General features: G+C 23.8%; 17 protein-coding genes, 1 tRNA gene and 1 pseudogene. 4 read left to right on the top strand and 15 right to left on the bottom strand.

Translation table 11 applies throughout. The features are described from left to right. Window positions 1-31: 31 nt before the first annotated feature. The 11 genes from ABNS14_RS01785 to rluC all read right to left on the bottom strand — a co-directional run bounded on the left by ABNS14_RS01785 (window position 32) and on the right by rluC (window position 11,171). Window positions 32-817 carry a YchF/TatD family DNA exonuclease gene (locus tag ABNS14_RS01785; RefSeq protein WP_348665995.1) on the bottom strand — a complete coding sequence of 262 codons (786 nt, stop codon included), beginning with the start codon at window positions 815-817 and terminating at the stop codon, window positions 32-34. 16 nt (window positions 818-833) lie between these two features. Continuing rightward, window positions 834-1,826: a DNA polymerase III subunit delta' gene (holB, locus tag ABNS14_RS01780; RefSeq protein ID WP_348665994.1), complete on the bottom strand. Its 993-nt coding sequence runs from the start codon at window positions 1,824-1,826 to the stop codon at window positions 834-836. A 1-nt stretch (window position 1,827) separates the two neighbouring features. After that, the gene (gene tmk, locus ABNS14_RS01775; protein ID WP_348665992.1) at window positions 1,828-2,463 is read right to left on the bottom strand and encodes a dTMP kinase; all 636 of its coding nucleotides are present in this window, start codon (window positions 2,461-2,463) and stop codon (window positions 1,828-1,830) included. A 350-nt stretch (window positions 2,464-2,813) separates the two neighbouring features. After that, the gene (pabC, locus tag ABNS14_RS01770; protein ID WP_348665990.1) at window positions 2,814-3,650 is read right to left on the bottom strand and encodes an aminodeoxychorismate lyase; all 837 of its coding nucleotides are present in this window, start codon (window positions 3,648-3,650) and stop codon (window positions 2,814-2,816) included. Window positions 3,651-3,792: 142 nt separating this feature from the next. Continuing rightward, entirely contained in the window at window positions 3,793-5,061 is a 1,269-nt protein-coding gene (gene fabF, locus ABNS14_RS01765) for a beta-ketoacyl-ACP synthase II (RefSeq protein WP_348665988.1), read from the bottom strand. 101 nt (window positions 5,062-5,162) lie between these two features. Then, on the bottom strand, window positions 5,163-5,423 hold the full coding sequence (acpP, locus tag ABNS14_RS01760; protein ID WP_348665987.1) for an acyl carrier protein: 261 nt from the start codon (window positions 5,421-5,423) through the stop codon (window positions 5,163-5,165). A gap of 147 nt (window positions 5,424-5,570) precedes the next feature. After that, a complete protein-coding gene (fabG, locus tag ABNS14_RS01755; RefSeq protein ID WP_348665986.1) occupies window positions 5,571-6,305 on the bottom strand; it encodes a 3-oxoacyl-ACP reductase FabG in 735 nt (244 codons plus the stop codon). Between the two features lie 29 nt (window positions 6,306-6,334). Beyond that, entirely contained in the window at window positions 6,335-7,264 is a 930-nt protein-coding gene (gene fabD / locus ABNS14_RS01750) for an ACP S-malonyltransferase (RefSeq protein WP_348665984.1), read from the bottom strand. Window positions 7,265-7,287: 23 nt separating this feature from the next. After that, a complete protein-coding gene (locus ABNS14_RS01745; protein ID WP_348665983.1) occupies window positions 7,288-8,241 on the bottom strand; it encodes a beta-ketoacyl-ACP synthase III in 954 nt (317 codons plus the stop codon). A gap of 833 nt (window positions 8,242-9,074) precedes the next feature. Then, entirely contained in the window at window positions 9,075-9,245 is a 171-nt protein-coding gene (gene rpmF / locus ABNS14_RS01740) for a 50S ribosomal protein L32 (protein ID WP_348665982.1), read from the bottom strand. 966 nt (window positions 9,246-10,211) lie between these two features. After that, window positions 10,212-11,171, bottom strand: coding sequence for a 23S rRNA pseudouridine(955/2504/2580) synthase RluC (rluC, locus tag ABNS14_RS01735; RefSeq protein WP_348665981.1), 960 nt, complete (start codon window positions 11,169-11,171; stop codon window positions 10,212-10,214). A 546-nt stretch (window positions 11,172-11,717) separates the two neighbouring features. Here rluC and rne point away from each other — a divergent pair. Further along, window positions 11,718-14,063: pseudogene (gene rne, locus ABNS14_RS01730) on the top strand (ribonuclease E); the annotation flags it as partial. Window positions 14,064-15,039: 976 nt separating this feature from the next. Here rne and ABNS14_RS01725 read toward each other — a convergent pair. Further along, window positions 15,040-15,363, bottom strand: a complete 324-nt coding sequence (locus tag ABNS14_RS01725) for a DUF496 family protein (protein WP_348665980.1) — start codon at window positions 15,361-15,363, stop codon at window positions 15,040-15,042. 309 nt (window positions 15,364-15,672) lie between these two features. Here ABNS14_RS01725 and sbcB point away from each other — a divergent pair, with 309 nt between their 5' ends. Next, complete coding sequence (gene sbcB, locus ABNS14_RS01720; protein WP_348665979.1) at window positions 15,673-17,091, top strand: exodeoxyribonuclease I; 1,419 nt, start codon at window positions 15,673-15,675, stop codon at window positions 17,089-17,091. Between the two features lie 545 nt (window positions 17,092-17,636). Here the strand turns inward: sbcB and ABNS14_RS01715 are convergent. The 3 genes from ABNS14_RS01715 to rplY all read right to left on the bottom strand — a co-directional run bounded on the left by ABNS14_RS01715 (window position 17,637) and on the right by rplY (window position 20,525). Continuing rightward, complete coding sequence (locus ABNS14_RS01715; RefSeq protein WP_348665978.1) at window positions 17,637-19,046, bottom strand: amino acid permease; 1,410 nt, start codon at window positions 19,044-19,046, stop codon at window positions 17,637-17,639. A gap of 642 nt (window positions 19,047-19,688) precedes the next feature. Then, window positions 19,689-19,762 (bottom strand) — tRNA-Pro (locus ABNS14_RS01710). A gap of 481 nt (window positions 19,763-20,243) precedes the next feature. Beyond that, entirely contained in the window at window positions 20,244-20,525 is a 282-nt protein-coding gene (rplY, locus tag ABNS14_RS01705; RefSeq protein ID WP_348665977.1) for a 50S ribosomal protein L25, read from the bottom strand. A gap of 1,293 nt (window positions 20,526-21,818) precedes the next feature. Here rplY and mnmA point away from each other — a divergent pair. Both mnmA and purB read left to right on the top strand, forming a co-directional pair. Further along, window positions 21,819-22,901, top strand: a complete 1,083-nt coding sequence (gene mnmA / locus ABNS14_RS01700) for a tRNA 2-thiouridine(34) synthase MnmA (protein WP_348666656.1) — start codon at window positions 21,819-21,821, stop codon at window positions 22,899-22,901. A 501-nt stretch (window positions 22,902-23,402) separates the two neighbouring features. Next, a complete protein-coding gene (purB, locus tag ABNS14_RS01695; RefSeq protein ID WP_348666642.1) occupies window positions 23,403-24,773 on the top strand; it encodes an adenylosuccinate lyase in 1,371 nt (456 codons plus the stop codon). Window positions 24,774-25,014 lie beyond the last annotated feature (241 nt).

Below are 25,014 nucleotides of genomic sequence, written 5' to 3'. Positions count from 1 at the left end.
CTTTTTTTTGTTTTTTATAAAAATAAGAAATTTAATCAATCGTAATTTTTAAATGCATAAGTTCAAAAAAATTTTTTGTTGTTATCTCCGCAATAGTTTCGAGATCTACTTTTTTTATTTGAGCTAAACATTTTGCTACTTCTCTTACATAAGCAGGTTGATTCTCTTTTCCCCGATAGGGGATAGGAGATAAGTAAGGTGCATCACTTTCAATTAAAATACGATTTAATGGTATAAAACGTACAACTTGTCTAATTTCTTCTGAAGAACGAAATGTTATTATCCCAGATAATGAAATATAAAGTCCTAAATCTAATAATATTTTTGCTGTTTGTTTGTCTCCAGTAAAACTATGTAAAACACCTCCACAATCACGAATATTTTCTTCTCTTAAAATAGCCAGAATAGTATTCTTTGATTCTCTAGAATGAATAATAACAGGTTTATTTAACTGACGAGCAATACGAATATGTGCACGTAAAGATTTTTCTTGTAATTGAATGTTATTATTTTGATGATAATAATCTAAACCTGTTTCACCTAATGCAAGAACTTCAGAATCTGAAGCTATATTTAAAAGTAAATTAAAATTATCATTTTCATTAAGATTAAGGGGATGTATTCCACAAGAAAATCCAACATTTTTACGATATCCAATTTCTTGTTTCATCTTAATAAAATTTGATAATGTCGTAGCTACAGATAAAATATATTTAATTTCTTTCAATTCTGCTTTTTTAATAACATCATCAATATCTTTATGTATATTTTTATAATTTAAACAATCAAGATGACAATGTGAATCAATTAAAAACATAGTGTACTCTTTAAAATTATGTTGATATTTTAATTAATGAATTTTGCCAATTAATTAATTGAGATGTTAATAATAATTCTTGATTTAATCCCATAATTGAAATTAATTGATAACGGCAATTTTGCCATTCATAAGCGCTTTTTAATAAAATTCTAGAAGAAGTCATTTTTGCTAATTCAGATATTAGTAACAATTGATCCTGATTTATACAATAATCAGATAGTTTTTGTTGATATTTTATTGCATCTAAAAGTATAGTAATTAACCAAAAGATTCTCTCAATAGCATTTGATTGATTTAATTCAGGTAACCAATTTAAAAGTGTATTACTAGATAAATTTTTTTTTAATAATTTAAAAAAATCTTTTCTTTTTATCCAAACGTTTGGTTGTAAAAGCATGAAAGCAGAAATGGGCGCACCTGCTGTTAGTTTTATAGCTGTATTGATATCATTTGTTGTTGATGATATTTTTTGTTTTCGCAACCAAGAAAAAACTATTGCATGATCTGGTACTGCAAGATAATAATAAAAACATCGACTGCGTAATGTTGGTAAAACATCAAATAAATTATGACATTCTAAAAGAAAATAAGTATTATCTTCAGGTTCTTCTAATGTTTTTAACAATGCATTGCTAGCAGTTTGAGTTAATATTTCAACACAAGGAAACCAGACAACTTTGACACCATTTTGCTGTGCATGATTATATAAATTTTGTATTAAATTACGAATACTTTCGATACCTATGCTATGTTTATTTTTTTCAGAAAAAATTATATGACAATCTGGATGTGTGTTAGCTAACATTAAATGACAACCATGACAGTTACCACAACTTTTTATATCATTTGTTTTTTTACACATCAACCAACGAGTAATAGCATATATTAAAGAATTACTTCCGGTCCCATGATGGGAATGTAATAATAATGCATGATGACCTTGTTTTTTTTTATATAGTGTAATTATTTCTTTGTATGGAGTATTTAACCACGGATACCATTTCATTTTATGAAATTTGTTTTGCGAACCAATTCAACAATACATCTTTAATGTTGTTTTTTACTTTTTTAAACGATTGATTAGCATCAATCGTTATTATAGTTTTATCTTTAGATGCTAATTCAAGATAACGTTTACGAGTTCTTGTAAAAAAATCTAATGATTCTTTTTCTATTCTATCAAGTGTACCTCGATTTCGTACTCGTTTTAAACCTTCTTCTGGTTCTATATCAAGATATAATGTTAAATCTGGTCGGAAATTATTTAATAATATATTGCGTAATATTTTTATTGATTTAAGAGGAAATTGTCTTCCTCCACCTTGATACGCTTGTGATGAAAGATCATGACGATCTCCTATCACCCACTTTCCTTTGAAGAGGGAAGGTTTTATGACATTTTCAATTAATTGAACGCGTGCTGCATACAGCATCAATAATTCTGCTTTATCTGTAATAATTTCTTCAAATATACCATATTTAATTAATTGACGCAATTTTTCTGCTAGTGGTGTCCCCCCTGGTTCACGAGTACATTCAATTTCTTTAATGCCCATTTCAGTGAGTATTTCAATGGAAATTTTTACAGCACTAGTTTTTCCTGCACCTTCAAGTCCTTCAATTACTATATAACGACTTTTCATTTTTTATTAACTTAAATTTAATCTACATTTTAATTTTTCAATTATTAATCAACGTAAACAATAATAATTCAAAATAAATAATAATCGAGCATTATGATTTATTTTAAATAACGATATTTTTTTTGTTATTTAATATATATATAAAATATGCAATCATAGTTTATTAAAAATAATAATTTTGATATTCTTCTTGTAAGAAATTTTGATAATTTTATTATTTCCATTATCTAAGCAATCTTTAATGAATTAAAGATGTATTACCCTAATTTTTTTTTCTCAAGAATATTTTTATGCTTCTTTAGCAATTTTATATTTCAAATATTAAATATATGAAATATTAATTTCAGAAATTATTTTAATTCTAAACAATATGGGAGAAGAAAATTAAATAATTTTCTTGAATAGTATTGACATATCGGTTGTTTCATATGAGTTAAAATTCTATTTACTGGTAATATAGGCATTAAAGAATTAGTAATAACTATTTCATCAGAATATTCTAATATATTTGGATTTTGATTTTTATAAAAAATTTTGTAATGACTATTATACAAAGAAGAAATAACTTTTTTTCGCATGACACCTTCGACACCAGAATAATTTAATTTTGGTGTAAAAATACATTTTTCTTTTCGCCAAAAAATATTTGATGCAGAACAACTAATTAATATACCATTAATATCTGAAACTATAGCATCATCAACATCTAATAATTGAATTTGTTTTTTTATTAAAATTTGTTCTAAACGATTTAAATGTTTAATACCTGCTAAATAGGGATTATTATTTATAGGTATAGTACTCAATATTACATCAATACCTACTTTTCTTTTTTCCAAATAAAAAACTGGATAATCAGTTAATAAAATAATTACTGTTACTTGATTTGATTTTAATGTACCATATCCCTGCCCACACCCCCCCCGACTAATAATAACTTTAATTACGCCGAAATCTTTTTGGTTAAATTTTGCAATTTTATTGATATCAAGAATTAATCTCTTCCAATTTGGTTGAGGTAAAAAAAGTTTTTTGACACCTTTTTTTAAACGTTCAATATGATAAGCTAATAAAGCAGGATATTTGCCAACTACACGAATTGTTGTAAAACAACCATCACCAAATTGAATCGATCTATCCGTAACAAAAATATAATTTTTCTGTTCACCATTAATCCAACATAGCATTTTATGAAAATATTCCTTTAAACTTTATATTACTATAACTATATTTTATAAAAATTATTAAATGATATTTAGCATGAATAAATATAAAAATTGATATCAAATATTATGTTTTATAATTTCTAATATTTTGTAAAACTTTATCTTAATTGATTTTACGAAAAACAAGTGATCCATTAGTACCACCAAATCCAAAAGAATTACATAATGTATATTCCATATTTTTTACTTTGCGCGCTTTATAAGGAATAAAATCTAGTTTTTTTGTTTCTACTAATTGTAGTAATGCATTATCAATATTTTCAAGATTGATTGTTGGAGGAATATTTTGATCTCTAAGTGATAAAACAGAAAAAATAGATTCAATTGCACCTGCAGCTCCTAATAAATGCCCAGTCATAGATTTAGTTGAACTAATCAATATTTCACCATTATTTTCTGGATAAATAGATGCAATCGCAAATGCTTCAGCAATATCTCCTGCTAAAGTTGATGTACCATGTGCATTAATATAACCTATTTCTTTTGCACTAATACCTGCATCATTTAAAGCATTTTTCATAGCAAGAGCAGCACCTTTACCATTTTCTGATGGTGATGTTAAATGATATGCATCACTACTCATACCAAAACCTGCACATTCAGCATAAATTTTAGCATTTCTACCTTTAGCATGTTCATATTCTTCTAAAACTAGAATGCCTGCACCATCTCCTAATACAAATCCATCTCGCTCTTTATCCCATGGACGACTGGCTCGTTTAGGTTCATGATTACGTTTAGATAATGCATTAAGAGAGCTAAATCCAGCTATACCTAAAGATGTACTGGCTTTTTCTGCACCACCTGCTAACATGATATCAGCATCACCATATGCAATAATACGTGCAGCATGACCAATATTATGTACTCCTGAAGTACAAGCTGTGGAAATAGAAATAGTTGGACCTTTAAATCCATATATAATACTTAAATATCCAGCTACCATATTAATAATAGTTGAAGGAACAAAAAAAGGACTTACTCTTCTGGGACCATGAGTAAACAAAATATCACAATTTTTTTGAATTAATTCTAATCCGCCAATACCAGAACCGATTGCAGCACCAATACGGTGAGCATTAGATTTTGTAATTTCAATACCTGCATCTTTAATAGCTTGTTGACCTGCAGCGATGCCATATTGAATAAAAAGATCCATTTTTCGTATATTTTTTGAATAAATCTCATAATCATCATAATTAAAATTTTTTACTAAACCAGCAAATTTGGTTGTATACTTTTTAGTATCAAAATACTCTATAAAATTAATACCACTTTTTCCAGTACACACAGCACTCCAAGATGATTCAACTGTATTGCCAACTGGAGATAACATGCCCAGTCCAGTGACAACTACTCGACGTTTAGACATGTAATCCTCCAAAAAAAATATATAAGACCAGTGGATATTCAGGCGGTTTTTAACCCGCCTGAATATGTATATAAAAACTTTTAATCATGGAAGCAATGTTCTTATGACTTATTATTTTCAATATAATCAATAGCGGCTTTTACTGTTGTAATTTTTTCTGCTTCTTCATCAGGAATTTCAATGTCAAACTCTTCTTCTAAGGCCATTACTAATTCGACAGTGTCAAGAGAATCGGCACCTAAATCTTCAACAAATGAAGCATTGTTTGCAACTTCCTCTTCTTTTACACCCAATTGTTCTGCAATTATTTTCTTAACACCTTTTTCAATATCTTTCTCAACACGATCTTCTTTAGTGCTCATACCATTTTAATTCCTATTAAAACTCGCTTTCACGATAATTTTTATCATTTAAATAAAGAAAAATTATAAAACTTAATTTTTTCTATTCAAATATTGTGACATTATATGTTATTTTAGCATTAATCATGCACATAAGTTAATTAGTTTTTAAATCATATACATGCCACCATTAACATGTAATGTTTCACCAGTGATGTAAGCTGCTTTATCAGAAGCTAAAAATATCACAGCATTGGCAATTTCTTTAGGATCAGCAAATCTTCCGATAGGGATAGTAGACAAAATTTCTGTTCTTTTTTTACCTTTCAATGCTTGAGTCATATCAGTTTCTACAAAACCAGGTGAAACAACATTTACTGTAATACCGCGAGAAGCTACTTCACGCGCTAATGATTTACTAAAAGCAATTATACCTGCTTTAGCTGCTGCATAATTTGTTTGTCCAACATTCCCCATTGTTCCCACTACAGATCCTATAGATATAATACGACCATAACGTTGTTTTATCATTGAACGAATTATGATTTTTGATAAATTAAATATTGAAGTTAAATTTGTATGGATAACTTTATTCCACTCTTCCTCTTTCATTCTTATCAATAAATCATCACTTCTGATACCTGCATTATTAATCAAAATATCGATTTTTCCAAATTCTTCATAAATATTAGATAAAGTATTATGCATACACTGAGTATCTGTTACGTTTAAAATATATCCTTTTCCTTTATTACTAAGATAAGAATTAATTAAGTCAGAACCTATTTTCTTTGTAGAAGTTCCAATTACTCTTGCACCATGTTGCACTAAAAGTTCAGCTGTTGCCCGACCAATACCGCGACTAGCTCCAGTAACTAATGCTATTTTTTCATTAAAAATCATTTTTCCCTCAATACTAAATTATTGATTCATTATATATTTAGCCCAATATTTAATGATGCAGTATCATTAATTGCTATTGCATGCATTGTACGTAAACTACGTTTACTTAACCCTGTCAATACTTTACCTGGACCTATTTCTACTAGTTTTTTAATTCCTTTTTTATCTATAAAATGCATAATTTCGACCCAACGTACCGGCTTATAAAGTTGTCTCACTAAAGCATCTTTTATTTTTTCTACTGAACTTTCTATTTTGACATCAACATTGTTGATAACATCAATTTTAGGTTTTTGAAAAATAATATTTCGCAATGTTTTTTCTAATTGTTTTGATGCTTCTTTCAATAATTGACAATGTGAAGGTACAGTAAGAGATAATGGTAAAATTCGTTTTGCACCAAAAGTTTTACATAACATAGCTGCTTTGTTAACAGCATTTTTCTCTCCTCCAATAACTACTTGTTCTGGTGAATTAAAATTTACTATTTCAACCACTTCTTTTTCCGATGCTTGTTGACATAATGATAATACTAATTTCTCCTCTAAACCAATAATTGCACACATGGCTCCTTGACCTATCGGAACAAATTTTTCCATTAATTGTCCACGAAATTCTACTAACTTTATTGCTTCTTTGAAATCAATAACTTCAGCACATACTAAAGCAGAATATTCACCTAAACTATGACCTGCCATTAGTTGAGGAATGATTCCATATTTTTTTTTCCATATTCGAAAAATTGCAATAGATGCACATAAAATTGCCGGCTGTGTTTTCCATGTTATATTTAATTCTTCTTTAGAACCATTTTTTACTAAATCCCATAAATTATATCCTAAAACATCAGAAGCTTCATAAAAGGTTTCTTCTACTGTTATAAAGTTTTTTGCTAAATCAGATAACATACCAATAGATTGAGAACCTTGCCCAGGAAAAACCATAACAAAATTAGACATATTATTTTTCATTTTATTTTTATTTAAAAACGGATTAAAGCTGAACCCCAAGTAATACCACCACCAAAAGCTTCAAGTAATACCATTTGTCCTCTTTTTATACGTCCATCCCTTACTGCTTCATCAAATGCTGTAGGTACCGAAGCAGCTGAAGTATTACCGTGTCTATCTAAAGTAATAACAACTTTATTCATTGGCATGGAAAGTTTTTTAGCTGTTGCTTGAATAATCCTTAAATTAGCTTGATGTGGAACTAACCAATCTAATTCTGATTTATCTAATGCATTTTTTTCTAATATTTCATCTACAATATTAGTTAATTCATTTACTGCTATTTTAAAAACTTCATTACCAGCCATTGCAACATAAGTTGGTTTAGATCGTTTTTTATGTTCCTGATGCCGTAAGGTTAATAAATCACCATATTTACCATTAGCATGTAAATGTGTTGACAAAATTCCAGGTTCTCGTGAGCAACCTACAACAATTGCGCCAGCAGCATCACCAAACAAAATAAGTGTACTGCGATCATTTGGATCTAATACTCTAGATAATACATCTGAACCAATTACTAATACTTTCTTTGCCATTCCAGTTTTAATGAATTGATCACTAATACTTAAAGCATAAGTAAAACCAGCGCAGGCAGCAGCAACATCAAATGCAGCACCATTTTTTATCCCTAATATTTGTTGAATTTGACATGCGGAACTTGGAAAAGCATGAGTAGAAGAAGTTGTTGCTACAATAATAAAATCAATTTCATTTGCTACAATACCTGCCATGGCTAAGGCTTTTTTAGCAGCTTTAGCACCCATAGTAGATACATCATCTTCTATAGTGGCAATGCGACGTTCTTTAATTCCTGTACGAGTAGTTATCCATTCATCAGAAGTATCTACCATTTTTTCTAAATCAGCATTAGTGCGAATTTGTCCAGGCAAATAACTGCCAGTACCTAAGATTTTTGTATACATTTTTTCATCACTCTTGGGTAATCAATTCAAGCGAGTAGCAATCTTATCGGTAATTTAGTTTCTACCACCTGGATCGCTGGTTTAATTTTATTCTTAAATGCTTTTAAATTTGCAGCTACATGACTTTTTTAACAATAACATTTAATTCTAAAAAATAAATATCATTAAATTAATTAAAATTCGCATAACAAAAATATTTGTTTATATGATTTATAATCACGATTTAATTATTGAAAAACTTTGAGAAAAAATCGTAATTTTATATTTAAAACTTAATTTAGAATACAATAAAAACATTAAAATTATTCAAAATGGATTTCCTAAAATGCAACAAAAAAACAAAAATATTATTTTCAAGCAAATACCATTAAGATAATTAATTCGATTTACCAAAAATATTTTTAAAATATCGAAATGACTTGATAAATATTATTAGTAATGATCATAGGATCTAATTAATTACTTTTTTATTTTGATTATTTAAATCTTTATAAAAAGAACGTATCTTATGAATATTTAATTTAAAAAATTGAGGTAATTTGAAGAATCATTGATTCGACAACATTTTTTTTGTTAATTATCTATAATATTATTAATCATAAAATCTAATTTTAGTAATAATTTTTGATTCTTTTTTGAATACTATAAAATATAGATATATATTTTTATTAATTATTTTAAATGTTAATTCATAATGATCTTTATTGTGTCTTGTGACTTACTTCAAGTATACTAAATAGTCATATATAGAAAAATTTTAATTTAAATATTTTATGATTACATCTAATGTTACCGGTAGATGTAATTAAATGACTTAAAAATTAAAAAAGTAATTATTTATTAATAATTTTTTTTCCACGAAAATAGCCATTAGCCGTTACATGATGACGTAAATGAGTTTCACCGGAAATTTTGTCTACTGATGTTTCATTAATTTTTAAAGTATCATGTGAACGACGCATACCTCTTTTAGAACGAGTAGTTTTATTTTGTTGTACAGCCATACTTTTTATTCCTTTTTATTCCTTTTTAGCATTGAATTCAAAAAAATAACTTTTGAAAGCACATGTTTACTTTAAATGTTTTTTTAACATTTGTCATTTGAATGAATAATTATCAAACATAAAAAAAATTTTTAACCAATATTATTTATTTTATTTGTTTTTTATCATAACTAATTAATTTATAATGTTATTATAAATAAGTAATTGATTTATCTATAAGAAATAATATGATTATATCATAATTATTAATTTAATATTCTGATTTAAATTGCTTTATATATTTTTTTTTATAATAATTATATATTAATTATTTATATATAATATATTAGCTGTATCAGAACTGATAATCATGATTAATATATCAATAATATAAAATTATTGCATAAAAATATCACATATAATAATTTTTATTTTTATTCAAAATAGCAACACTAAAAAATAATCAAATTCTAATTTAGAAAATATTTTATGTTATTTCTCATAAAAAAATAGTTTTTAAAATATTTTTTAATTATTTAATAATTTTATTTAATGTGTATTTTTAATATTTTCTATTGAACATAAAATATATTATATTAAATCCTACTTAAATAAAATTATCTATTAAATATCAAAAAAAAACAAAAAATATCTAAATAAACTTTGATTTTATAAAAGAAAAACATCACTGTCATCACGCATTAATCCGCAATGAAATTAATTTAATAAAAATTAAAATTTATATATAATAAAAATTTGCGCTAAAATATAATAAAAGTAAATTTTATTTGCTTCTATTGCATAAAAAGATTTTAAATCTATTGAACTTTTATATTAATATTCTTTAATATTTTATATATTTTTAAAGAAATTTATTTTATAACAACAGGATCATTTAAAATTAATTATATTGATAATAGAATTTAATTCTATTTTTTTTAAAATATTCATATCTTTTTTTAAAAAAACGCATAAAAAATAGATTTATCATAATTTTTTAAATTTTAATTCTTTACGTAATTTTATTAAAAATGTTTTAAGTTGTTCGTCTAACGGTGCTTTAAAACTTAACTTTTCTCCTGTTGAAGGATGAGTAAATATTAATATATTAGCATGTAAAAAAATGCGTTTTAATCCTGTAAAATGTAATTTTTCATTAAAATTAAAATCACCATAACGATGATCAAAAATAATAGGATGTTTTACATATTGCGTATGTACTCTAATCTGATGTTTTTTTCCTGTTATTGGAATAACTTTAAGTAAAGTAGTATTAACAAAACGTTCTTTAATTTTAAAATTAGTTTCTGCATGTTTACCATTACTAGAAACTTGTACTATTCTTTGACCATGTTTAAAAACATTATTCGATAATGGTTTTTCAATAACTTTGATATGTGATGGCCATTGACCTTTTACAAGAGCTAAATATTCTTTTTGCATTTTTTTCATACGTAATTGTTCGTGCAATGCTCTAAGAGCAGAAAGTTTTTTAGCTATCAACAAAATACCTGAAGTATCACGGTCCAACCTATGTACGAGTTCTAAAAAATATGTCTCAGAACGTAACACACGCAAAGTTTCAATAATCCCAAATTGTATTCCAGTACCTCCATGAACAGCCATACCAGAAGGCTTATTCAAAATAAGTAAATATTCATCTTCATAAAGAATATTATTCATCAATAAATTTATTTGATTAAATTTATGAAGCACAATCGTTTTTTTTGTTCTCATTTCAAGAAATGGAATTCTTAGTAAATCTCCTTCTTGGATTTTATATTTAGGTTTTATTCTACCACTGTTAATTCTTACTTCACCTTTTCGAATAATACGATAAATCTTACTCTTAGGAATATTTTTAAAACGTGTTAAGAGAAAATTATCAATACGTTTACCGACTTCATCATTATTAATGATAAATTGTTTTGAATTTTTTATTTTCATTATATAATTACATATGACATAAATATTTTTTGTTATGAAATATCACAAATGTATATTATAATACTCTGTTTATTTTTTTTAAAACATAATTAATTAAATTACTTACTTTAATTTTTATACTTTCTTTTTATTTTTTGCTTTTCTTCATAAAAATATAATCCACATAAAAGTTCTCTTGATATCCATCTTTAAGCAAAGAATAATGTATAGATAATCAAAATTAAATAGAATGTTTATTAAAATAAATATTCATAATTCAATATTTGTTTATTTTTGATAAAATACATATAAAAATGGTATTAAAAGTATAAAAAACGTTTTTTACATCAAAAAATATTCAAAATATCTAAAAATACATATTTAATAAAAAAATGTAAAAATAGTCATTGATTTTGAATCAACCCTTTTAAATTTAAGATGTAAATAAAAAAATTGCGTTTTAATAAAATTGATCAATAGAAACTTATAATTTTATAAAAAACTATTAATTTGATAGTAACCATTTTTAGTCTAATTTTTTGACTTAATAAAGCAATGGTATTAATAATGAAAAGAATGTTAATTAACGCAACTCAAAAAGAAGAATTACGCGTTGCTCTTGTTGATGGACAACGCTTGTATGATCTGGATATTGAACATACTGGACATGAACAAAAAAAAGCAAATATTTATAAAGGAAAAATTATTCGTATAGAACCTAGTTTAGAAGCAGCATTTGTTGATTATGGATCAGAAAAACATGGTTTTCTTCCAATTAAAGAAATTTCACGTGAATATTTTCCAAATCATTATCAAAATCATGGTCGTCCTAATATAAAAGATGTTGTAAAAGAAGGACAAGAACTTATCATACAGGTTGACAAAGAAAAACGAGGAAACAAGGGTGCTGCTTTGACTACTTTTATTAGTTTAGCCGGTAGTTATTTAGTTTTAATGCCAAATAATCCTAGAGCTGGAGGGATATCAAGACGTATTGATGGTGAAGACCGTACAGAATTACAAGAAACATTATCTTCATTGACAATACCAAATGGTATGGGATTAATTGTCCGTACTGCAGGTTTAGGTAAATCAACAGCAACATTACAACAAGATTTAGAATATAGAATTAAACATTGGGAAGCCATTAAAAAAGCAGCAGAAAATCGATCTGCCCCTTTTCTTATTCATCAAGAGAGTAACGTTATTGTAAGAGCTTTTCGTGATTACTTACAACCAGATATCAGAGAAATATTAATAGACAATGAAAAAATTGTTAAAATTGCTCGTCATCATATTGAAGCAATTGGTCGTAGTGATTTCGTAAATAAAATAAAATTTTACAATGGAGAAGTACCACTTTTTAGTCATTATCAAATTGAATCACAAATTGAATCTGCTTTTCAGCGTGAAGTTCGCTTACCATCAGGTGGTGTTTTAGTAATTGATACAATGGAAGCATTAACAGCTATTGATATAAATTCATCACGTTCAACTCGAGGTGTTGATATTGAAGAAACAGCACTAAATACGAATTTAGAAGCAGCAGATGAAATTGCTCGTCAATTACGTTTACGAGATTTAGGTGGGCTTATTGTTATTGATTTTATCGATATGACACCGGCGCGTCATCAACGTGATGTAGAAAATTGTTTACGTGAAGCAGTACGTCAAGATCGAGCACGTATTCAAATTGCTAGAATATCACGTTTTGGTTTATTGGAAATGTCACGACAACGATTAAGTCCATCTCTCGGTGAATCTACTCATCATCTTTGTCCTCGTTGTAGCGGAACAGGGAAAATTCGTGATAACAAATCTCTTTCACTTTCTATATTACGTTTAATAGAAGAAGAAGCTTTAAAAGATAATACTCACGAAATACATGCTATTGTACCTATACAAATTGCTTCTTATTTACTAAATGAAAAACGTCAATCGGTTAATGATATTGAATTACGACAACATAATATACGTGTTATTATTGTTCCTAATGACCAAATGCAATCACCAAATTTTAATGTGATTCGTATTCGCAAGGGTGAAGAAATTACAAAATTAAGTTATTACCTAGCTAAATATCATGAAGCTGAAATGAGTAACTTACTAGATAATGATACTGTTGAAAAAAAAATATCTATACACACTACTACTTCTCTTCTTACTTCTCAATCTACAAAAAATAAGACAATTATTTCCAATAAAAAAAATATTAACAAAAAAAAATTAATTAATTTATTTGATAAAATTAATTTATTTGATAAAATAAGCGCTCTTTTACAAATATTTTTTATAAAATTAGAAAAATCAATAGAAAAAAAAACAAAAAATAAAAAATATGAAGATAATTATCAAATTATTGAATATAATACAAAAAAAGAAGAAAAAACTAAAAACTCTCTTTATTTTTCATTAAGAGAAAATCATAATCAAAACAACACTGTTCAAGATAATATAAACCCAACTCAAGAAGATTATAAGAAACAAAAAACGTTAACAATAAACAATAAAACAAAACAATTCATCAAACAAAAACCTAATACACAACCAATATTTTTTCTTTCTAAGAATAATCAAAAATGTAAATTAATACAACCATTAGAACTTATAAATGATAAAATTTCAAGAAAAAAACAATATAATGATAATGATATTGCACAAAAAAACATTCAATTTCCTACAACAAATAAATCAAAGCAAATATCTGTTATGTTAAGTGAAAAATCAATGATATTCAATAAATCGAAAAACATTAACATGGAGGCAAGTATTTTAGATATAAAAGAACAAAATAAAGTTCAATTAATAAATCAAAATAACAAAAAAAACACTAGTATTTTTCCACGCAGATCACGCAGATCACCTCGTCACTTAAGAGTTAGTGGGCATCGCCGTCGTCGTTATCGTAATGAATATCAAGAAAAAGAAAAAGAATTAATAATGTTAAAAAAAGAAGTTAATTTTTCTCAATTATGTTTAGATGAAATATCGAAAAAAAATCTTTTAATAAAACAATTAAATCAAAAGAAATTTTGATTTTAAAAGATTATAATGAATTTATAAAATATTAACTATAATCTTCTACATTAATGATTAATGATCGTTCTTGCAATAAAATAATATAAGATATTACTACAGTAAATAAAAATAAATCTTAGTAAGTAAGATAAATAATTTGTTCATAAACCATAAAAAGTTAAAATTTAAAAGTTAATAAAGACAAAAAATATTTATATTTTTAAAAATAATAAAAAATATCTAAAAAATATTTTAAAAAAGAAAATTTTTAATAAATAAATATTGTGATTTACATTAAAAAATCTATTCTCTTTCTGATAATACTATTCAATAGTAGCAAATAATACTAATACCATAAATTTAGATAATACATAATATTACTTCTTTTTTAAAAAAAAGAGATCATTACTTAAAATTAGCAATTTTTAAAAAATTAAATTTTATTTTTAATTTTATCTTTATTTATATAAAAAAAGTTGATTTTCTTTGAAAGAAAAATGATACGAATATAAATAAAAATACTTTTAAGTTCTATAATGAACAATCTTTTTTAAATTACATACATATATGTATTTTAAAAAAAAATTTTACTTACCTGGTATTTTTTATAAAAATTGTAAATAATTTATGATTAATTTTTAGTTATTAAAAATAATTCTTGTCACTGTAAAAATACTCATTATATAGATATTATAAATTATATTTTTTATAAAAAATATAATTTTTGTTTTTTTAGATTTTTTATTAACAATTATTTAAAAACATTAAGCACGCATAATTGAAACTAATAATCCTATAAAAAATATTTTAGTAATTTTAATAATTAAATTAAATATTACTAATTAAAAAATTTAAAAACATTTTAAAAATCTTATTCTTCATTTTGATCACCTATGGTTTTTAATTTTTGTAATAATTCTCGACGTTTTTTTGATAATTCTGCATTCTTAATATTATAATCGTCAATACGATCTTCATAATCATTACGCATATTAGAAATTATTGCTCTAATTTCTTGAATTGTCATCCCTTCTTTAAGATATTCATTTAAATTATCTAATAATAATACTCTTTTTTGATTATCACGAATTTTTTTTTCATTATCTATTAATTCACGTTTAATTTTATTTTTACAACGAAACATGCGAACAAATTCTAATACGTTTTTAAATGACTGTTTATGTGTAGTTGTCATCTTATGCTCTTTATATAAAATTATTTTCCTAAAAAATTATATAAAATTATTTTCCTAAAAAAAATACAAAATCATTAATAATGATTAATAATATGCATATATTTTTGTTATTTTTGATATTATTATTGTTAATAATTAATGATTAATTTTACATTATAGTATGATAAAATAATAAATAACTTTATAATTATATCTTTAATATACTTAATTATTAACTAAAAATAATTATTATTTATATTTTTAAGATAAAAATTATAATAAAAAATTGTACTATATAATATATTTAGCCATAAAAATTGGAAAAATATTTTGATTAATACACAAGAATTCTCATTTTTGTTTTATGATTATGAAACATTTGGAAAAAATCCTGCTCTTGATAGACCAGCGCAATTTGCAAGTATTCGTACAGATGCTGATTTTAATTTTATTGAAGAACCAAAAATTTTTTTTTGTTCTCCTGCTAATGATTATCTTCCAGATCCTGAAGCAGTTATTGTTAATGGTATTACACCACAATATGCGATAGCTAATGGAATAAGTGAAGCTAAATTTGCTAAACATATTTATTCTATTTTTAGTGTAGGTAATACTTGTATTCTTGGTTATAATAATATTCAATTTGATGACGAAGTAAGTCGCTATATATTTTATAGAAACTTTTATGATCCATATGATTATAGTTGGAAATCAGGGAATTCACGTTGGGATTTGATAAATGTTTTACGAGCTTGTTATACTTTACGTCCTCATGGAATTTATTGGCCTAATAATAATGGACTACCTAGCTTTAAATTGGAAGATTTAACAAATGTTAATAACGTGAAGCATTTAAATGCTCACAACGCTATAGGAGATGTTTTAGCTACAATAGAAATAGCAAAATTAATAAAAAAAGCACAACCGCGTTTATTTGACTATTTTTTTAAACTAAGAAAAAAATATAAAATTATGGAATTAGTTAATTGTGTTGATATGACACCATTAATTTACATTTCCAGTATATTTGGAGCAGCTAAATCAAATATTAGCATAATTGCTCCACTGACTTGGCATCCAAAAAACAAAAATGTCTTTATTGCTTATGACCTTGCAAAAGGTATCAATAAATCATTAAAATCAAATAATAATATATTACAAAAATACGATCCACTTACACTTAAAATTAGAAATAAATATATAGATAATGTTAAATTAATCAACATTAATAAATGTCCTATTTTAGCACCTATTAATTTATTAAAATCTGTAGATTTACAACGTATATCACTGAATATTAATTATTGTATGAATAATTGGAAAACATTAAAAAAAGATACACAAATTCAATATAGAATCACTCGTTTCTTTTCTCAAGAAACTTTTTTTCCTGAACTTAATGATGTTGATCATAAATTATATGCAGGTTTTTTTACTAATAAAGATCGTTTAAAGATGAACATTATTCGTCATACTTCACCAAAAAATTTATCAAAATTAAAATTAAAATTTGATGATCCGCGAATAAATCAATTGTTTTTTCGTTATCGCAGCAGAAATTATCCGAATACTCTTACAAAACAAGAAAAACTAATTTGGTCGTCTCATCGAGAAAATATATTAAATCGAGAAAAAATAAACAAATATTTACAAAATATAGATAACCTATTTTTAATACATATAAATGATAAAAAAAAATGTTCTTACTTAAGAGAACTTGTGAATTACGTACATCAAATTACTAATTAATATATTTTCAATCATTTAATTAAAGAAACTGTATTAATTTTAAATTATAATAATTATATCTCTTTTTTAAAAAAAAATTAAACAATTTTTATGAAACTAATCAAATTATAAAACAATTAATAAAAAATATATAAAATTAATAAACATTATTTTTAAATATTAAAAATATAAAAAACAAACGTATTACTAATGTTATCATTTTTTTTTAAGAAAAAATATAATACTATTAAGATGTTATTTACAATAAATAAATCATAAATTAATTTTTATATATTTGCTGACTAATTTAAAAATTGTTATTAATTAATATATATCAATATAAAAAATTGATCATTGATTATATTGGGTAATATATATTTAAAAAATAAAAATTAGATATTCTTTAATATTTTATTAAAAATTGATATATTATAAATTAATAAATTTTTTATTTTGGCTGATTGTTTATTTTATAATATCATAATAAACAAAAATAGATAATATAAGATATTTCTCTTATATTTTTTATATATTTTTTATAAAAATTCAAGGAATAATCAAAAAAATTACTTAAATATTTTTTCATCATATTCAGGAAAATTCATTTCTTTATAAGGAATAAAACGTGTTTTTTTAATAATTTTATAAGTAAACCATATTATTAGAAATAAAATAATACCGATATACGTTGTAATAATACCATACCAATCAATTTTTTCAGATAAAAATGCTTGATAATTTTGTGAAAAAATAATAAATAAACAAAGTAAAAAAGCAAAAATCGGGCCAATAGGAAAAAATTTTGAACGATACGGTAATTTATTTAAATCTTCTCCCTGTAAAATATAACCTTTACGAAAACGGTAATGAGTAATCGCAATACCTATCCAAGCTATTAATCCAGTCATTCCTGAAATATTCAGTAACCATAAATAAACAACTTGATTACCGAACATCGAACTCAAAAAACAAAGACAACTAACGAAAGTAGTTGCAATTAAAGCATAACGAGGAACTCCTTTAGAAGATAATTGTGAAAATATTTTTGGTGCTTTTCCTTCTTTCGCTAATGTGTATAACATTCTAGTAGAAGCATACATACCTGAATTACCAGCAGATAATATTGCTGTTAAAATAACTGTATTCATCACAATAGCTGCTGATAATAATCCTGCATTTTCAAATACTAAGGTAAATGGACTAATACTAATACCAGTAATTTCATTCCGTAATAAACGTGAGTCCATATATGGGATAATTAAACTCATAACTAATATAGCAAAAATATAAAATAACAAAATTCTCCAAAAAATTTGTCCTACTGCTTTAGGAATATTTTTTCTGGGATTTTTAGATTCACCAGCTGCAATACCAATTAATTCAGTACCCTGAAAAGAAAAACCTACGATCATAGCAATTCCAATTATGGATGATAACCCACCAACAAAAGGTGCTTTACCTATTTTCCAATTATGCCACCCTGCATTTTCTGCTCCTTTTAAAATACCTATAATCATTAATATGCCTACTATGATAAAAATCATAACAGTAATTATTTTTATTAAAGAAAACCAATATTCTGCTTCAGCAAATCCTTTTATAGAGATAAAATTTAACATAAAAATAATAGAAAGAAAAAGGGTACTCCAAATCCACCCATCAATTTTAGGAAACCAATATTCCATGACTAATTGAGCAGCTACTAAGTCAACTGCTATAGTTACAGTCCAGTTATACCAATAATTCCAGCCAAGTGCAAAACCAAAACTTTCATCAACATATCGAGAACCATAAATAGAAAATAATCCTGAAACTGGTAAATAAGCTGCCAATTCTCCTAAACTAGTCATTAAACAATAAACCATGACACCAATAACAATATAAGCTAATACAGCTCCACCTGGGCCAGCTTGAGCAAGAGTAGCTCCAGAAGCAACAAACAATCCGGTACCAATGGAACCACCAATAGCTATCATCGTCAAATGACGTGCTTTTAATTCTCGATGTAATTTTATTCTAACGCTCCAAATATTGAGATCTAGATTGTTTGATATTAAAAACTGTTTACAAAAAATATCTTAACAAAAATTATCTTAAATAATTTATTTTTAAATTATTAATATATTTAAAATATACTTAATAATTTATTAATAATCATTAATCTAATAAACATTATATTTTACAAAAAATTACTTACTTCATTAATATTATTCATTATAATATTAATATACATATACATGACTATATTTTTCATTTTTTATACATATGATATGAAAAATAAGATTGTATAAATTTTTTAACAAAAAATTATCCGTCTTCCTGATAACAATCATAGTATAAAATATATTGCAAAATTATTACTATATTATATTTAATATTATTTTTTCTAGATATTACTATTAATGATTAAAAATCATAATTTAAGAAAAAAATATTAAACTAAATTTCATAATGTTCAAATTTATGATTTATTAAATATATTTTATCATATTTTTTAGAAGAAATTATCCATTTTTTATAAAAATGGATGATTATAAAAATGGATGAATTTTATTGATTGATATTTGCTAATAATTTATAGGAATTAATCATTTTTAAATAAAAATATTTATTAATAATCGGCATGAGAGGATTTGAACCTCTGACCTCCGACACCCCATGACGGAGCGCTACCAGTCTGCGCCACATGCCGATAAAATAATATAATTACCTATATTTAAAATATTTATTATTTTTGTATTTTACAAAAATATTTTTTTGGCATTATAGTATATTGAAGTTTTTTGATATATCTAATCATTTAATAACTTAGAAAGTTATAAAATATTTTATTTATCAATTAATAATTTCAAAAGAATTATTAAAATTTAATTTAAATATCTATAAATAATATTGTATATTTTATATGATGAAAATTTTCTATGAAAATTCTAGTAATAATATAATATTAACATATTACCAATATATATTTCTTATTTTTTAATCTTATTTTACTTAAAAATTACTTAATTTTATTAAAAAATCATTAATTAAAATATGCTATTAAAAACACAATTCAAAAAATATACATTAGTATTTTATTAAAATACTATAATATATCTTTAATAAACAAGAAATTAATAATGTTTTGTTGTTTTTCTTTATTATATAACTTTATAAGTTATCATAAGTTATCAAACTCGAAAAAAATCAATATGCATTAATTTAGGTTTAAATGGATGACGTTGTAATGCTTGCACTTTAACTTTTATCTTCTTTTCATCAATTACTAAAATTAATAATTCATAAAATTCTGGTTTCTTTTCTTGGTTCAGGATTTCATTATGATTAAGTTCAATAACAATTACTTCTTTTTTATCACCATAAAGAATAGCTGGTAATTTATTATTTTTACGTAAAAATCGACAAGCACTTGTACCTTTATTTTTACGAATATTTGCATTAATAATTAACATAATTTTGCTCATTATACTAAAAAAAATTATTTATCTTTTCTAAGAAAAATATTTTTTATTTTATTACAAATTAAAAGACCAAGATAATAACAAAAAATACTTTTTATTAACTAAAAATATATTTTTTATTTTTAATGAAATAGTTCATAAAAATTTAATATTTTTTTAAAAAATAGAATTAATAATACATAAACATATAATCATATTATGATCAAATAACAATATACAATCAAATTTATATTTATTTTTTTTGAAATTAGATATTTTTATCATAAAATATATAGTAAATAAAAATACGATTTAAATATTATTTTTTATTAAATTGATATTTTTGCAATCATTTTAATTATAATAAATGATTTTTAATAAATTTTTATACTTCAAAAGTTTACCAAAAAAATAATTAAACAAGTTTTATAATTTTTATTATCTGTACTCTTTTTATAAAATTTTGTAAAAAATCTATTTTTAATAAAACTTCTTACTCTTTTGAAAACTGCATAATAATTATAATTTTTATATCAAAAATAACAATTTTTAAATTTTTTAATTTTAATAAATAATATATTTTATTATATAGTATTTTTTTATTATATAGTATTTTTTAATAAATTAATAACACTATTTAATCTATTTCTTAATAGTTATCAATATTTTAATATAAATTTTATCTTTTATTTATAATAAAATAGCATATTTTTTATATTGAAGTTTTCTGAATCTTATAGCAATAAAATATCTTATTTGAAGATTTCAAATAAATAATATCATTAAAAACTAAAAATTTGATAATAAAAATTTTAATATAATGCTCAATATAGCTTTTTATCAAAATATTTTTATTGCTAATTTCAGTGAGTATCAATTTTATTGATCAGTTTTATCTTCTTCATAACAAAAATTATAAATGAATACAATATTATATCAATTCAAAATTAATAATTTTGATTTTTTTAAAAAATAATTAAAAATTTATATTTTAAAAATATAGATATCATCTAAAACAAATTAAGTTTTATTTAATTAAACAATGCATAATTTTAAAAATTATGAATAACATTTCAAAAAAATATTAAAATGTCAAATAAAAAATGATCTAACTTTTATATAATATAAAAAATATTTCCAAAAAACAAAATAATGCTAAATGATTTTATATTTGTAATATAATTTTAATAAAAATTTTTATTGATTAAAAAAATAATTTTTTCTAATATTAAAATAATTTAATTTCTTTTCATATGATGAGAAAAAATAGTGTCAATAAATTATTCAAAAAAAGTGATTATTGCTATGTCTGGTGGTGTAGATTCATCTGTATCTGCTTATTTACTTAAAAAACAAGGGTTTCAAGTTTCTGGTTTATTTATGAAAAATTGGGAAGAAGATGATACTGCAGAATATTGCATGGCAGCTACTGATCTTGCAGATGCTCAATCTGTTTGTGATAAAATTAATATAAAACTATACACAGTCAATTTTGCAACAGAATATTGGAATAATGTTTTTTTACATTTTCTTAATGAATATAAAATCGGGCGTACTCCCAATCCAGATATTTTATGTAATAAAGAAATAAAATTTCAAGTATTCAGAAAATTTGCTATACAAAATTTATCAGCAGATTATATTGCTACTGGCCATTATGCTAGAATTCAAAAAAATAATGGATATTATCAACTATTACGTGCTCATGATAAAAATAAAGATCAAAGCTATTTTTTATATACTCTTAATCAAACACAATTAGCACAAAATCTTTTTCCAATCGGTGAACTAAAAAAATCAGAAGTGCGCTATCTTGCTGAAAAAATTGGGCTAATTACTGCAAAAAAGAAAGATTCAACCGGGATTTGTTTTATTGGAAAAAAAAAATTTCATAGTTTTATTTCTCAATATTTAATTAGCCAACCAGGAAAAATTATTACTGTTGATGGAAAAATATTAGGAACACATTCAGGCCTAATATATTATACATTAGGCCAACGTAAGGGATTAGGAATTGGAGGTATAAAAAAAGCAAATAAAAATCCTTGGTATGTAGTTGATAAAGATATAAAAAATAATATTTTAATTGTAGCGCAAGGACATAATCATCCGCGTTCTTTATCAAAAGGACTGATTATTCACAATATTCATTGGATCAACCCAAAAATAAAAATAAAAAAAAATATAAAAAATCAATATACAGTTAAAACACGTTATCGTCAGATAGATATTCCTTGTGAAATTATACAACTTCATCATAGTAAAATAGCTATAAAATTTAGCTATCCAATTGAATCAGTAACACCAGGTCAATCCGCTGTATTATATAATAATGAAGTTTGTTTAGGTGGTGGTGTTATTGAAGAACGTATTCAAAATGAGATATAATTTTTTATTATTAGACTTCTTTTAAAAAAGAATAATAACCATTTAATGTTTATATTTAAAAAATCAAAATTTTAAAAAATAATATATGTAAATAATTGCATGAATGATAAATCATTTATTAGAAAAATTAGATCAATATTATTAATAATAAAATCTCGTAGTAATATTAATAGTTTACTTTTAAAATTTACTCAATCATATTAATCTAATATTAATAACTCAATTAAATCTTAAACAAAAAAAGAAAAAAATTTTATATATGTTCTTGCGTAACCTTTTCAATTGAGATATTTGAAAATAAAGAGTTATAAAAAAGTAATGTTTAACATATTAATATTAATTTTTAACATATATTCTTTTTTAAATGTATAATTATCAATTATACATTTAAAAATGTTTTTTATAAATTTAAAAAAATAATAATCAATTAAATTTTATGATTTATCAATTTCTTTTCGTTATTTAAAAATTTAACACTAACAAATTCAATAGGAGTAATAAATGGAATTATCTTCATTAACAACTATATCACCAATTGATGGTCGTTACAGTGATCAAGTAAATATATTACGTCCAATTTTTAGTGAATTTGCTTTATTAAAATATCGTATAGAAATAGAAATACGTTGGTTACAAAAATTAGCAACATGTTCTGAAATTCAAGAAATACCATCATTTACCAATAATGCTAATAATTATCTTAATAAGATTATCATAAACTTCAATGAAAATGATGCAATGCAAATCAAAAAAATAGAAAAAAAAATAAATCATGATGTTAAAGCAGTGGAATATTTTTTAAAAGAAAAACTAAAATGTATACCTGAACTTAAAAAAGTTATAGAATTTATCCATTTTGCATGTACATCTGAAGATATTAATAATCTTGCCTATGCATTAATTCTAAAAAACACCAGAAACAAAATACTTTTACCTTATTGGAGAAAAATCATAAAAAAAATAAAAAAAATGGCTACTCTTTATGCTGCTTTGCCAATGTTATCAAGAACTCATGGACAAATAGCTACTCCAACTACTATTGGAAAAGAATTTGCCAATTTTGCTTATCGTATGGAAAGACAATATCAACAATTTATAAAAATTGATATTTTGGGAAAATTTAATGGTGCAGTAGGTAATTATAATGCTCATTTATCAGCTTATCCAAATATAAATTGGCCACTCTTTAGCAAAAAATTTGTTAGTTCATTAAATATTAAATGGAATCCATTTACCACTCAAATAGAACCTCATGATTATATTGCTGAATTATTTAATTGTATTGCTCGATTTAATACTATTGTCTTAGATTTTAATCAAGATATTTGGGGTTACCTTGCATTAGAAAATTTTACACAAAAAATAAATGAAAGTGAAGTAGGTTCATCAACTATGCCACATAAAATTAATCCTATTGATTTTGAAAATGCAGAAGGTAATCTTGGATTAGCAAATTCACTGTTAAATTATTTTTCTAATAAATTACCTATTTCACGTTGGCAACGTGATCTTACTGATTCAACAGTTTTACGTAGTTTAGGTATTGCTATTGCTTATAGTTTCATTGCATATCAAGCAACACTACAAGGATTAAATAAATTAGAAACTAATAATAAAAAAATATTTTCTGAATTAGATTCTCATTGGGAAGTTTTAGGTGAAGCTATTCAAACTGTTATGAAACGTTATGGGATAAAAGATGCTTATGAAAAATTAAAAAACATAACTAGAGGGAAAAATATTACTCAAAATGATATAAAACAATTTATTGATAGTATCAATTTACCAAAAAAAGAAAAAGAACGTTTAAAAATAATGACACCAGCTAATTATATTGGTGACGCTATTAAAATAACAGATTATTTAAAATAAAATCATAAAAACGATACTGGGAAATACACTTAAAAAATTATTTTTAAAAAACATACAAAAAAAATTTCATAAAATTGATAAATTATTTTAATAGTTTGATTTAGAAGTATTTTAGCAACACTCTCAAAAACTTGAAATTACATTTTTATATGTACTTTGAGTTGATCCAAAAATTAAATTGGAACAAAGCATGTTAAAAATATATTAATAAATATATTAATAATGATATTATATTTTTTAT

It is taken from the genome of Arsenophonus symbiont of Ornithomya chloropus (assembly GCF_964026495.1).
GTDB lineage: Bacteria > Pseudomonadota > Gammaproteobacteria > Enterobacterales > Enterobacteriaceae > Arsenophonus.
Note: the sequence above shows the minus strand (reverse complement) of the source record. Positions and strands in the feature narration are given on the sequence as shown.